The following is a 13,466-nucleotide window of genomic DNA, read 5'->3' as shown; positions in this document are numbered from 1 at the left end:
CTTGAGAATGATAATCAAATAGATATGACTATTTTCACACAGTTTTTATTTACTATTTAAATCAAGTTAATATTTAAATTTCCTTATTAATTCTATGTAAAAATTAAATGATGTTAATGCCCACAAAAAAAGATGACTCCATAAATAAGAAGTCATCTTTACATTTTTATTTCTTCAAGCTATTAAAATGTTAGTTCCGTTGCAGTATCGATTACTTCTTGAGGTACTTCAATTGAATCGATTCCATTTATATTAGAGAAAACCATTGATGTATTCATTAGTACAGACTCCTGCGCTTCTGAATCTGCTAAATCCATAACCATTGTAATCTCTTCTGTGTCAAATGTTTCTTTATTGATAATAAGAACATAGCTTAAATCATTAATTTGAATAGCTGCAACTTCTTCTTCAGATCCAACAACACCAGTACTTGCAATTTGATCGTAGATGAAGTCAGTAAATTTTTCACCTGATGCATCTAAGGATAAAATGAATTGCGTGTCATTTTGTTCAAAAGTAAAGTCCTCGACAAAGGACTGTAACATCTCTAATTGTTGAGAAGCATCAGCTTGATTTGCAGCCTGCCCCAGCATATCCTCATAATTGTCAATCGGCATTAGCATCCAAGCCTGCGACATATCATCATACATATAGAATCCATCTTCAACCATATACATTTCATAACCTAACTTTATATCTTCCCCAGTAGCTGGATCTACTGTCATTGAGGCACCTTTTGCATACATCGTCATTGGATCGATAGTCATGTCCATTACCATATCGCTATTGCCAGCAGTTTCTACACCGCCACTTTTGATGGTTTGATCCATTTTCACTTCAGCTGATAAACTTGTGATTTCATTTTGTCTTTCTATTGCTTTTTCAAAAACCTCTTCCAATGTTAAATCAGAAACACTAGATTCCTCTTCTGTAGACTCTGGAGTTCCTTCATTTGTATTTTCACTGTCATTTTCTTCAGTTGTATTTTCAACAGGTGTTGCTGTGCTGTTGCATGCTGTTAATAATAAAGCAAATAAGCACGCCAGCAATAATGTCGACCACTTTTTCATCACTTTCAATCCTTTCAACCCATCTTTATATCGATGGTTCTAATAATTAGGAAATATAATGCGGAGACGGTTTTTTCCCATATCGCCATTATATTGTAAAATATAAACTTTATGACATAGGCTGAAAGTATTGAAATAATTTCTACTTTATTATTGCATATTGCTCAAACTTTTTATAATCTGCTTCCTTCAATTCTAATGAAATCAATGTGCCATTTTCTTCATATTCAGTAGTGAAAATTGAGGCATTTTGATTCAGATAGGATACAATGTCTCCGCGGTCAAATGGGATTAGCATTTTACATTTTATATAGTCATCAAAAATTCTTAATCGTATCATTTCGATTAACTCGTCTAATCCAACGTCTTCTTTTGCTGATAACCAAATATTATTACCACTTATTAATGGATAAGACACATCGGCTCTATCAGACTTGTTATACACATAAATTGTAGGAACATCTACTACACCAATTTCCTTTAGTGTTTGATTCGTAATGTCCATCATGAACTGATATTGTTCATTCGATACATCTACAACATGTAATAATAAATCTGCATCTTTTGCTTCCTCTAGCGTTGATCTAAAAGCTCTAACGAGATGATGTGGTAATTTACTAACAAAACCAACCGTATCCGTTAGTAAAAATGACTTATTATCACTTAGTTCAATATTACGAACTGATGTTTCTAATGTAGCAAATAACATATCCTTTTCAAATACTTGTTTATTTTCTTGCTGTCCCATTTTAAATAGTAATTGGTTCATGATTGTCGACTTTCCAGCGTTTGTATAACCAACTAACGATACTACTGGCACTTGATTTTTACGACGTTTCTTCCTTTGTGTTTCTCGTTGATCCTTAATATTTTCTAATTCATTTTTCAGCTTACTTATTTGATCCTCAATTTTTCGGCGGTCTAATTCAAGTTTCGTTTCCCCTGCACCACGGTTTCTGAATCCTCCACCAGTACCGCCACCTTGACGAGATAGAGATGCATGTAATCCAACTAATCTGGGTAGCATGTATTGTAGTTGAGCGAGTTGAACTTGTAATTTCGCTTCACTTGTTTTAGCACGTCTCTCAAATATATCAAGAATTAACATCGTTCGATCTATCACTTTACAATCAAGATCGTGTTCTAAATTGCGAATCTGTGAAGGTGACAGTTCGTCATTAAATATAACAAGATTTGCATTCGTCTCATCATATAAACTTTTTATCTCTTCAATTTTTCCTGTACCTACATAATGGGATGGTGTAACCCGTTCTAAATTCTGTGTAATGGTTCCGACAACTTGAACATCAAGGGCTTCCGCTAAATCAGCTAACTCTTCCATAGAATATTGAAAATTACTTTCGTTTTGTAAATTTACACCCACTAATATTCCTTTTTCAATTAATACTTCTATCTCTTTCATATTACTCACAAATTTTCCTCCAACATTAAGAGTTAATAGTATTCCACTTCTTTATTATATCCTTTTACCGATAAATAAAGACCCGTAACAATTAGGTTACGGGCCTTTAAGAAGTTTTAGGTAAATTATTACTTTTCTCTTTCAGATTTTAAAAGAGCTAATGTTTCATCGAATTCTTTCTCAATCTCAGCATTTGGTTTATAAGTAATTAAACTTACAATAACAGCTGCGATAAGACCAAGTACGAACCCTGGTACGATTTCGTATAAACCAAAGAAGTTTTCTTTAATTGCTGGCACAGTACCCCATACGTAAGCAACGACTGCTCCGACGATCATACCAGCTAAAGCACCAATATTCGTAAGCTTTCTCCAGTATAACGCTAATAGTATTACTGGACCAAATGCAGCACCAAATCCAGCCCATGCAAATCCAACTAAATCTAAAATTGAATTCTCAGGATCTAAAGCAAGGAAAAAGGCAACAATTGCTACGATTAATACTGCTATACGTCCACCTGCTACATAGTGTTTATCTGAAGCTGTTTTATTGAATAGAGCTTTATAAATATCTTCAACTAAAGCTGAAGACGTAACGATTAATTGAGAAGCAATTGTACTCATGATTGCAGCTAAAATAGCAGCAAGCATTATACCCGCAATGAATGGGTGGAATAAAATTTGTCCCATTGAGATAAAGATTGTTTCAGCATCAAAATCAGAATTTAACATATCATTTTGTTGGAAATAAGCTAAACCAACTAATGCTGTTCCTATAGCACCAAATAAGCTTAGGATCATCCAGCCTATACCAATACGGCGAGCTTGTTTCGTTTCTTTAACAGATTTAATCGCCATAAATCGAACAATAATATGGGGTTGTCCAAAATAACCTAGTCCCCAAGCTACTGCTGAAATTACACCAGCAACTGTTGCTGTAGATGCAAATAGATTTAAATGTTCAGGATTAACAGCTTGAATAGAAGCCACTGTTTCACCAAGACCACCTGTTACAAAGATACCTACAATTGGCACTAGAATTAATGCTAAGAACATAATTAACCCTTGTAAGAAGTCTGTGTAACTTACAGCTAAGAAACCACCAAATAACGTATAACCAACTGTGACTATAGAAACCACTAACATACCTGTAAAATAATCCATTCCAAATGCACTTTGGAAGAACTTACCGCCAGATACCATACCAGATGATACATAGAATGTGAAGAATACTAAAATGATAATTCCTGAAACAATACGAATTAATTTTGTATTATCACGAAGACGATTGTCTAAAAAACTTGGAATAGTAATGGAATCACTTGAAACTTGAGTATACACACGCAGACGTGGTGCAACTAAAACATAGTTTAACCAAGCACCAATCGTTAAACCGATTGCTATCCATGCCTCTACCATACCAGATAGATAAATTGCCCCTGGTAAACCCATCAGTAACCAACCAGACATATCTGCTGCTCCAGCACTTAATGCCGTTACAGCTGGTCCAAGTCCACGTCCACCTAACATATAATCGTTTAAGCTAGACGTTCTTTTATAAGCATACCAACCGATTAATACCATCGCTGCCATATAGACAACGATTGCTATCGCTTGCCATGTTAATTCGCTCATATTATTTCCCCCTCTAATACAAAAGTAATGATTTTAGCGTCCTAGTATAGAAGTATATTTCATTTTTCAGAACACTTATCCTGTTTATTAATTTAACACATTTTGAACAATTTGTGACTAAAATTATTAAAAAATTCAATAAAAAAAGTTTTCTCTCAATAATTTATTTGTTATTATAATTTTCTAAAGATTCTAATAATATATTTTTTCTTTTTTGTGATAAACTATTTTTAACCACTCTTTCTGGAGGATGTTAATCAAATGGAATTTGAACAAATGAAACAAGAGATTATTACACGTGTTTTACAAGAGGAACTTGTAAACGCCACAATTAGCCAACCAAGACAAAAGTCTAATGAAATTAAAAGAATTAAATTAAAACCACTATTACTTAAAGATGTCTATCATATTCAATTTGAATATCAATATGAGCGCATTCTAAAACACGAAAATGTTATATTAGAAAACTTTATTGAACATTTTGAAAAAATTTTAGATGGGTTTAGACAACTACATTTCCAATTTACAAATGAGACAATTCAAATACAGTTATCAAAGAAAAACAAGGTCTTTTGGAAAAGTGAGGAAAGTCCCGATAAGGTGGTTAATTTATCCCACAATCGAAAAAAGAAATATTTACTCGACGAAGCTACACCATATCCTTTTTTAATACGTCTAGGTGTTCAAACAACTGATGGTAAAGTTAAGAAACAAAAGTTTGATAAATTCAAACAAATAAATCGTTTTTTGGAATTTATTCACGATTGTCTAGACTACCTTCCAAAAGATAAGCAAGTAAGAATTTTAGACTTCGGTTCAGGAAAATCCTATTTAACCTTCGCTCTGTATTATTATTTAAAAGTTGAAAAGGGATTAAACATAAAAGTTACTGGTCTTGATTTAAAAAAAGAAGTCATCGAAGAATGTAGACAGATTGCCAATGATTTAAATTACGAGGATCTCGAATTTTTAGTCGGAGACATCAACGATTATAATTCAGAGACTTCTGTTGATATGGTGGTTACTTTACATGCTTGCGATGTTGCAACGGATATGGCTCTTGCAAGGGCTGTTAGATGGGGAGCAAAAGTTATTCTTAGTGTGCCTTGCTGTCAACATGAGCTTAATCGTCAATTAGATGCACCGGCATTAGATATTATGACACAGCATGGTTTAATAAGAGAACGATTTGCTTCACTTGCTACGGATTCTATAAGAGCTGAAATTTTGTCTTTAGTTGGCTATGAAACACAAATTTTAGAATTTATTGATATTGAGCATACCCCTAAAAACATTTTAATCCGGGCCTTTTATACTGGTAAGAAACCTACAGTTGAACAACAATCTCGTTATCATAGTTTTGTTCAGTTTTTATCAGCGAAACCATTTTTGGAAAATGAACTACAGGAATATCTAAAATAGACACGAATATAATTGATAATAATTTCAGGCAAGTATATTTTGGTGTAAATCACTCAATCTATACTTGCCTATATTTATTAAATATATTTGTCTTTAAATGTTACATTTATGTAAATTTTGTAGATTTCAATGGTTCTATAGTATAGATTTTGTAATTATTTTGTTATTATTATATAGGTTTTCAAGTAAGATCTTACGTATAACAGGAGGCATTTCATGTTTAGTTCTAGAAAACAAGATCCATTTTTTATATCATTGCAAAAAATTGCTGAAAATATGCGAGAAGCAATTCATTATGCTAATAATGCGAAATTTGAATCTATATCAGATTTAAAAGAAATTTCAATTAAAATGAAGCAATATGAAACATATGGTGATAATCTGATCCATGAGTTAATTGTCATGTTAAACAAGTCGTTCATGACACCTATTGAAAGGGAAGATATTTTAGCCCTTGCTAATAGGCTAGATGATGTATTAGATGGTGCAGAGCATTGTATAGCACACTTTGAAATGTTCTCATTTACAGAGCTAGACGAATCCATGCGTACTTTTCTTGAATATATAACGAAAAGTGCTGACGAAATCGTTGCTGCTATTGAGTTACTAAATAAGAAAAACTTAATCAATATGAGAAAACATATCATTCTTATAAAGGATTACGAAAGAGAATGTGATGAAGTATCTCGATCATCTATTAAGCAATTATTCCTTAAAGAGAAAGATCCTATTCGCTTAATCAAGTTTAGAGACATTTATGATCAATTAGAGGACATTGCTGATTACTGTCAAGATGTAGCTAATACTCTCGAAACGATTATAATGCGAAACGCTTAGGGAGAATTTTATGGATACAATATTAATCATTACTATCTTAGTCGTAATATTTGCACTTGCTTTCGACTTTATTAACGGTTTTCATGACACAGCCAATGCAATCGCGACTTCTGTTTCAACACGTGCTCTTCCACCAAGAGTTGCAGTATTGTTAGCAGCGGTTATGAACTTTTTAGGAGCGATTACTTTTGTAGGTGTTGCAAAGGCAATCGCAAAAGACATCGTAGATCCATTTTCATTAAACAATGCTGCAGATGATACAACTGGGACAATCGTTATTTTGGCAGCTTTATTATCGGCCATCACTTGGAATTTACTGACATGGTATTTTGGTATTCCTTCTAGTTCATCCCATACATTAATAGGCTCCATTGCCGGTGCTGCCGTTGCTGCAGCTGGCTTTGATAAATTGAATTATGAAGGATTTACCAGCATCATCATTGGGTTAGTGGCTTCACCCTTCCTTGCTCTGGCTGTTGGGTTTATCTTTATGAGTATATTTAAATTACTGTTTAAAAACTTAAATCTTTATCGAACGAATAAAGGTTTTAGAACATTACAAATCTTTACCGCTGCACTCCAATCCTTCACCCATGGTACGAATGATGCGCAAAAAGCAATGGGGATTATTACAATGGCATTAATCGCAGCTGGGATACAAACCGATGATAGTGTTCAAGATTGGGTTCGAATTTCATGTGCGATCGCAATGGGACTAGGAACATCCATCGGTGGCTATAAAATCATCAAAACTGTCGGTACAAAAATCATGAAGATCCGACCAGTAAATGGGGCTGCTGCCGATTTAGCCTCAGCTAGTATTATTTTTAGTGCAACCCTTATCCATTTACCTGTATCAACAACACATGTTATTTCCTCAGCAATTATGGGTGTTGGTTCGGCTCAAAGAGTTAAAGGTGTTAAATGGGGCGTCGCAAGAAAAATTGTTTTAACTTGGATCATAACAATGCCAATTTCTGCTGTTATGGCAGCAATTATTTATGAGATATTAAGTATTTTCTTTTAGAGCTAACAAAAAACGACCGACTTTTATATCAAGTCGATCGTTTTTATATTTATTTCGAAATTTGAGTAGAAGATTCTTCTATATTATTCGTTGGTTCAAAATTTGAGAAAAAATATTGAAATGCTACAAATATTGCTATACAAACTAATAATACGATTACTACTACAGTAGTTGCCGCCTTTTTACCACTCATGCTAAATCCCCTCTACTATTTCTTTCTAAATCCTTCTTCATGTAAGTATGTGATTGCAGCTTCCTTCGTTCCAAAGCTTTCTTCTAAATTTTCATGATAATAAATATTCCAATTTCTTTTTTCATGGGCTAATGTAAGGATTGTCCCATTTTTTGAAATCCACTCTTCAACAATTGGCTGCTCATGATCCGAAGACAAATAAAAAATTGCGTCTTCAATAATTTCACGAAGTTTCGCTTCGTCGTATTCACGTATATTCACTAGACCCTTTTCATTTGACTCATCTTCATATTTGCCTAAATCACCAACAAATACAAAGCCATTCCCATTTGGATGAAGCTTTTCAACAACAATTGTTTTTTCATAAAGACTCTCATTAAAGTGGAAATTCAAACGATTTAATGAAATTTCTTTTTTAGAAAGCTCAGAAAATGACTCAATCACTTTCTTCTTTTGTTCAAATGATAACATATTTAGAACTCCTTTTTATCTAACTTTCGACTTAATCCTTCAAACAGTATACCTTAATAGAAAGAAAAACAGCACACCTTTATTGGTATACTGTATTTTTTCAGGACTAAATTGATTTTGTTGCTGCTTCTTTAATTTGCTTACGTTCCTCATAAATATTTCTAACGATAGCCTTAATAACAGCATAAGTAGGAATCGCGATAATAATTGCAATAAATCCACCAATATTTCCTGCTGCTAGAACAATTGAGATAACCGTTAATGGATGGATATTCAATTTCTCACCCATGATATTCGGAGTAATTAAATTGCTTTCTACTTGTTGTGCCACAAGCGTAATTACACAAACCCATACAACTAAAATCGGATCCTGGATAAGTGCTACTACAATAGCCGGCGCCAAAGAAATCCACGGGCCAATAAACGGAATCATGTTCATAAAGAATGCGAATATAGCAAGTAATAATGAATACTGTAGTCCAATAAATAGATATCCAATATAGATGGACACTGCTAGAATTGCACTAATTAGAACTTGTCCCTGTACATAATTTCTTAAAACTGTATCGATGTCTGCTAACGTATCTTTAATCCACGTGCGTCTTTCACCTGTAAAAAGATTATAAATTTGTGGTGCAAATTTTTCGTGATCCTTTAACATAAATATAAAGAAAAACGGGATTAAAATAAGAGTAAATGTAGCTGAAACTGCCCCGCTAATAAATGAGACAATCATTTGACTTCCTGCAACGGCAATATCTTGTATTGAGTTGGAAATCGTATCAATAAACTCTGCAGCTTGTGGAGGTAAATTTTCTTTATTATTTATGACAAAATCTGTCGCCTCCATGATCTTGTCACCAATATAAGGTGCATTCTTCGCTAAATTATTAATTTGGTTTGATACTGGATTCATGATTAATAGTGCTAACCCTGTTAACAATCCTAGTAAAACTAAAACAATTGTAATAATGCTTCCCCATCTTGGCATTCCCTTTTTTTCAAGAAGTCTTTGTAATGGCTCTGTGATGTAGTAAAGTACTCCTCCTATAAGTAACGGTATAAAAATTGTTTGTAAAATGATAAATAACGGGTTAAATATCCAATGGATTTCAAGTGTGTATTTTATAACTAATAATGAAATTAATAGTCCTACTCCAACTTGAAACCATACTTTCTTTGTCATCTTAGTTTCACTCCTCTCTCTATTCTTTTGTATTTTTTACCAAAACGATGTTATTAAAACCATATACGACTATATATTAACAAAAGTGCCAACTATTAATAACAAAAACCTCTCGAAAATTTTTTCGAGAGGCAAAAATTTTATTTTACGGTAAATTGACTTATAGTTTCTTGAAGAGCGGTTATTTCAAGAGAAAGGTCATTTGATGCTTCCGTTACAAGCTGTATCGCCTTTTGTTGTTCCTCAACCGATGCTGTTACTTCTTCAGCAGTCGCGGCATTATTTTCGCTTATTTTTGTAATACTTTCGATTGAATTAATTACTATATTTTTCGATTCATTTAATAGCTGTACACTTTCCGATACAGCCTCAATAGTACTGATAATATTTTCAACTGCTGTATCAATTTCTTTAAATGAGCTTTCTGTTTCAGCAACCGATTTGTTTTGATCCTGTACAATTATATTTGTCTTTGACATTTCTTCTGTCACGATGGTTGTTTCATTCACAATTCCTCTAAGTGTATTTCGTACTAACTCTGTCGCTTCACTCGTTTGATCCGCTAGTTTCCTTACTTCTTCAGCTACAATTGCAAATCCTTTTCCATGCTCGCCAGCTCTAGCAGCTTCAATCGATGCATTTAATGCTAATAAATTAGTTTGATCTGAAATATCATTGATTGTTCCTACTATTCCTTCTATCTCCTTTACCTTTATAATTAAGCTTTCAAAAACAGATTGAACAGTAGTTATTACCTGATAGGACTCATTAGAACGTTCTTTTAATACTGCTAAATTTCGCATTCCTAGCTCATTGGATTTCCGCATTAGATTGGATGATTCTAATACTGAAGCATTCTTACTACTAAGAACTTCAATCTCATTTGCTAATTCAATGGTCGTTTTATTCGTTTCTTCTGCGTCAGATGCTTGTTGTGAGGCACCTTTAGCTACTTCTGTAACAGCACTTACAATGTTTTCACCGTAGGCTGTTGTTTCCTCTGCAACGGCCGTCAAATTACTTGATGTGCTTTGTATTTCTGTTATCGTTGATTCAACTCCTGAAATTACATTTTTTAATTGATCTACCATATGACTAAAACCATTGTTAAGTGTCCCTACTTCATCTTTTCGTTGCATCTCTTTAATTTCAACTGTTAAATTTCCTTTCGCAACCTCAGAAACACGTTCAGATAGTTTTTTTAATGGTTTTGCCAAATGTCTAGAGAATACGAATGTTAATAAAATACCAAACACAATCGCGACAGCTATTGTAATAATGATCACCTGTAATAACCCGAATGCAGGAGCATTGAAATCTTGATTATAGGTTCCGGAAGCGATGATCCAGTCCCAATTGGGATCTAATTTCGAATAAATGAGCTTTGGTGCCACCACATCTTGACCAGGCAATTCGAATTCATAGTATGTAAAGCCGCCACCATTAAGCGCCTGATTCTTAACCTCGCGAATAAAATATTGACCAGAACTGTCTTGATCATTCCATAAATTATCACCTTCTCTTGTAGGATGTCCAAGTAGTGTTCCATCATGGCCTAAAATATAAATGTAACCGTTTTCACCAAGGTCTCCAGGATAGCTAATTTCACGAGTTCCATCTGCATTCATTTTACCAATGAGTGTCTCTTTAACTTGTTCCTTACCTTCTTCAAGAGTAATCGTTCCACTTTCAACCTGCTTATTAACATTTTCAATTAGTTGTAATGAAGATTCCACGCTGTTTTTGATAATAGATTCACCCAGCTCATCCATGCTGTTTTTTGCTTGATAGTAGCTTACAGATCCAATAATTATGCTTGGAACAAGTAGCAACGTTAGTGAGAATAATAAGAGTTTTCCTCTTATAGTACGAACATATTTCAATATACTCACCTCTTTAAAATATTATTTTTGATTAATATCATTATTACAATAAATTTCCTTTTACACAATCATATTTTGATAGATTCTACTATAAATACCTAATTTTTTACAATATTTTCTTTTTTAAACAGAAAAAAGCGCAGGGATATTTCTCCACCACGCCTTTTAAGCTAATCAATGATTAATAGCCAAATATATAAACTAAACAATGTGACAATTAAAGTTGGTATTGTTAAAATGATTCCTACTTTAAAATAAGTTCCCCAAGATATTTTAATTCCTTTATGCGTTAATACATGTAACCAAAGCAAAGTAGCCAAAGAGCCTATCGGTGTAATTTTTGGTCCTAAATCGGATCCTATAACATTTGCGTATATAAGGGCTTCCTTTACTACACCTGATGCATTCGTTTCAGCTATTGCTATTGCATTAATCATGACTGTTGGCAAGTTATTCATAACAGATGATAAAAACGCTGCAGTAAAACCAGTAATAATTGTACTTATTAGTAACCCTCTATCAACACCCCATTGCAAAACATTTGCAAGTAGAGATGTTAATCCTACATTTTGAAGACCATAAACGACCACATACATTCCAATCGAGAAAAAAACAATACTCCAAGGAGCACCTTTTATAACACGTCTCGTATTTACTGCTTCACTATAATTTGAAAGTATTAGGAAGATTGATGCAATACCACATAATATGAAGGAAACTGGGATATTGAAAAATTCACTTGTAAGGAAACCAACTAATAATAGTGATAAAACAATCCATGAAATTTTAAAGAGTTTCTCATCTTTTATCGCTTTAGCAGGTTCCTTTATTTGTTCTACCCCATAGTTGCGCGGTATTGATTTTCTAAAATAGATAAAGAGTACAATAATACTTGCTAACAAGGAGAAAAAATTAGGCACAATCATGACAATGGCGTATTCCAAAAATGTAATTCCAAAGAAATCAGCAGAAACAATATTTACCAAGTTGCTAATTACAAGGGGTAATGAAGTGGTATCTGCTATAAATCCACTTGCCATTATAAAAGGTAGTATCATTTTTTCTGAAAAGTTAAGATTGCGCACCATTGATAAAACAATCGGCGTTAGAATTAGAGCAGCGCCATCATTTGCAAAAAAGGCCGAGACGATTGCACCTAATATTGTAATATAGATAAACATTCGGATCCCGCTACCTTTTGCAGTCCTCGCCATATGCAGCGCAGCCCATTCAAAAAATCCAATTTCATCTAATATAAGGGAAATAATGATAATCCCTATAAAGGATAGTGTGGCATTCCACACGATTTCAGTAACTTCTAGTACATCTGAAAATGTTACAATGCCTAAAATTAACGCAATCGTTGCTCCTATACACGCAGACCATCCAATCGAAAGGTTGCGCGGTTGAACGATAACAAAAAATAATGTAACAAGAAATATAAGTAATGCCAGTACCGTTTCCACGACTTTCCTCCATTTAAAAATCCAGCAGCTTAAGCCACTGGATTTTATCTAGCTATGGTTAATTATATCTATGAATTAATCTTCTAAATCCGCATTGTGATAGACACGTTGCACATCATCTAAATCTTCTAATGCATCAATCATTTTTTCGAACTTCACTTTATCTTCGCCAGTTAATTTTACTTCTGTTTGTGGAAGCATTGTAAGTTCCGCAACAGTAAATTCTGTAATGCCTGCTGCTTTAAAAGCTTCTTGAGCAGCGTGGAATTGATCTGGTTCAGCATAAACGATTGTTACTTCTTCTTCTTCAAATACATCACGTGCATCAACATCTGCTTCTAATAGTATTTCTATTACTTCATCAGCAGATTTACCTTCAACCCCGAATACAGCTGTAGAATCAAACATATAAGTAACAGATCCACTTACACCCATGTTGCCACCGTTTTTCCCAAATGCCGCGCGTACATCGGAAGCCGTACGATTTACGTTATTTGTCAATGCATCAACGATCACCATTGATCCACCCACACCAAATCCTTCATAGCGCAATTCGTTATAATCTTCACCACCGGCACCTTTTGCTTTATCGATTGCTTTATCAATAATATGTTTTGGTACGTTATATGTTTTAGCACGTTCTAAAACAAATTTTAATGCAGCGTTCGATTCAGGATCTGGTTCACCCTTTTTAGCAGCTACATATATTTCAACACCAAATTTTGCATAGATTCGACTGGTATTTTTATCTTTTTCAGCCTTTTTGTCTTTAATGTTATTCCATTTACGACCCATTGGATTCACTCTCTTTCAGTTTTATAGATATAAAGCAAGGTAACTTGTACCTAATCATT

At 33.7% G+C, this 13,466-nt stretch carries 12 protein-coding genes; 3 read left to right on the top strand and 9 right to left on the bottom strand.

The window, feature by feature from the left end; translation table 11 throughout:
• Positions 1 to 182 precede the first annotated feature (182 nt).
• The 3 genes from CD30_RS04105 to putP all read right to left on the bottom strand — a co-directional run bounded on the left by CD30_RS04105 (position 183) and on the right by putP (position 4,127).
• Positions 183 to 1,070: a DUF6612 family protein gene (locus CD30_RS04105; protein WP_052126033.1), complete on the bottom strand. Its 888-nt coding sequence runs from the start codon at positions 1,068 to 1,070 to the stop codon at positions 183 to 185.
• Between the two features lie 142 nt (positions 1,071 to 1,212).
• Positions 1,213 to 2,493, bottom strand: a complete 1,281-nt coding sequence (hflX, locus tag CD30_RS04100) for a GTPase HflX (protein ID WP_036172898.1) — start codon at positions 2,491 to 2,493, stop codon at positions 1,213 to 1,215.
• Between the two features lie 128 nt (positions 2,494 to 2,621).
• Positions 2,622 to 4,127, bottom strand: a complete 1,506-nt coding sequence (gene putP / locus CD30_RS04095) for a sodium/proline symporter PutP (protein ID WP_036172754.1) — start codon at positions 4,125 to 4,127, stop codon at positions 2,622 to 2,624.
• Between the two features lie 261 nt (positions 4,128 to 4,388).
• Here putP and CD30_RS04090 point away from each other — a divergent pair, with 261 nt between their 5' ends.
• The 3 genes from CD30_RS04090 (at position 4,389) to CD30_RS04080 (ending at position 7,413) form a co-directional block, all read left to right on the top strand.
• Positions 4,389 to 5,549, top strand: coding sequence for a class I SAM-dependent methyltransferase (locus tag CD30_RS04090; protein ID WP_036172752.1), 1,161 nt, complete (start codon positions 4,389 to 4,391; stop codon positions 5,547 to 5,549).
• A 216-nt stretch (positions 5,550 to 5,765) separates the two neighbouring features.
• Positions 5,766 to 6,386, top strand: a complete 621-nt coding sequence (locus CD30_RS04085) for a DUF47 domain-containing protein (RefSeq protein WP_036172751.1) — start codon at positions 5,766 to 5,768, stop codon at positions 6,384 to 6,386.
• A 10-nt stretch (positions 6,387 to 6,396) separates the two neighbouring features.
• Positions 6,397 to 7,413: an inorganic phosphate transporter gene (locus CD30_RS04080; RefSeq protein WP_036172749.1), complete on the top strand. Its 1,017-nt coding sequence runs from the start codon at positions 6,397 to 6,399 to the stop codon at positions 7,411 to 7,413.
• A gap of 49 nt (positions 7,414 to 7,462) precedes the next feature.
• Here CD30_RS04080 and CD30_RS20035 read toward each other — a convergent pair whose 3' ends face one another.
• From CD30_RS20035 to CD30_RS04055, 6 genes are all read right to left on the bottom strand, one after another.
• Positions 7,463 to 7,606 carry a hypothetical protein gene (locus CD30_RS20035; RefSeq protein ID WP_156962299.1) on the bottom strand — a complete coding sequence of 48 codons (144 nt, stop codon included), beginning with the start codon at positions 7,604 to 7,606 and terminating at the stop codon, positions 7,463 to 7,465.
• A gap of 15 nt (positions 7,607 to 7,621) precedes the next feature.
• The gene (locus tag CD30_RS04075) at positions 7,622 to 8,077 is read right to left on the bottom strand and encodes a hypothetical protein (RefSeq protein WP_036172747.1); all 456 of its coding nucleotides are present in this window, start codon (positions 8,075 to 8,077) and stop codon (positions 7,622 to 7,624) included.
• A 106-nt stretch (positions 8,078 to 8,183) separates the two neighbouring features.
• A complete protein-coding gene (locus tag CD30_RS04070) occupies positions 8,184 to 9,263 on the bottom strand; it encodes an AI-2E family transporter (RefSeq protein ID WP_036172745.1) in 1,080 nt (359 codons plus the stop codon).
• Positions 9,264 to 9,403: 140 nt separating this feature from the next.
• A complete protein-coding gene (locus CD30_RS04065; RefSeq protein WP_235802001.1) occupies positions 9,404 to 11,155 on the bottom strand; it encodes a methyl-accepting chemotaxis protein in 1,752 nt (583 codons plus the stop codon).
• A 161-nt stretch (positions 11,156 to 11,316) separates the two neighbouring features.
• A complete protein-coding gene (locus tag CD30_RS04060; RefSeq protein ID WP_036172741.1) occupies positions 11,317 to 12,612 on the bottom strand; it encodes an arsenic transporter in 1,296 nt (431 codons plus the stop codon).
• Positions 12,613 to 12,687: 75 nt separating this feature from the next.
• Positions 12,688 to 13,407: a YebC/PmpR family DNA-binding transcriptional regulator gene (locus CD30_RS04055; protein WP_036172739.1), complete on the bottom strand. Its 720-nt coding sequence runs from the start codon at positions 13,405 to 13,407 to the stop codon at positions 12,688 to 12,690.
• Positions 13,408 to 13,466: the final 59 nt, after the last annotated feature.

The organism is Ureibacillus massiliensis 4400831 = CIP 108448 = CCUG 49529 (genome assembly GCF_000772965.1).
In the GTDB taxonomy this organism is placed as follows: domain Bacteria; phylum Bacillota; class Bacilli; order Bacillales_A; family Planococcaceae; genus Ureibacillus; species Ureibacillus massiliensis.
Note: the sequence above shows the minus strand (reverse complement) of the source record. Positions and strands in the feature narration are given on the sequence as shown.

Excerpts from the sequence above, each read along its gene's own strand:
- CD30_RS04075 (WP_036172747.1), bottom strand. The coding sequence starts at position 8,077 with ATGTTATCATTTGAACAAAAGAAGAAAGTGATTGAGTCATTTTCTGAG.
- CD30_RS04105 (WP_052126033.1), bottom strand. The coding sequence starts at position 1,070 with ATGAAAAAGTGGTCGACATTATTGCTGGCGTGCTTATTTGCTTTATTA.
- CD30_RS04055 (WP_036172739.1), bottom strand. The coding sequence starts at position 13,407 with ATGGGTCGTAAATGGAATAACATTAAAGACAAAAAGGCTGAAAAAGAT.
- CD30_RS04070 (WP_036172745.1), bottom strand. The coding sequence starts at position 9,263 with ATGACAAAGAAAGTATGGTTTCAAGTTGGAGTAGGACTATTAATTTCA.
- CD30_RS20035 (WP_156962299.1), bottom strand. The coding sequence starts at position 7,606 with ATGAGTGGTAAAAAGGCGGCAACTACTGTAGTAGTAATCGTATTATTA.
- CD30_RS04090 (WP_036172752.1), top strand. The coding sequence starts at position 4,389 with ATGGAATTTGAACAAATGAAACAAGAGATTATTACACGTGTTTTACAA.
- CD30_RS04080 (WP_036172749.1), top strand. The coding sequence starts at position 6,397 with ATGGATACAATATTAATCATTACTATCTTAGTCGTAATATTTGCACTT.
- CD30_RS04085 (WP_036172751.1), top strand. The coding sequence starts at position 5,766 with ATGTTTAGTTCTAGAAAACAAGATCCATTTTTTATATCATTGCAAAAA.
- hflX (WP_036172898.1), bottom strand. The coding sequence starts at position 2,493 with ATGAAAGAGATAGAAGTATTAATTGAAAAAGGAATATTAGTGGGTGTA.
- putP (WP_036172754.1), bottom strand. The coding sequence starts at position 4,127 with ATGAGCGAATTAACATGGCAAGCGATAGCAATCGTTGTCTATATGGCA.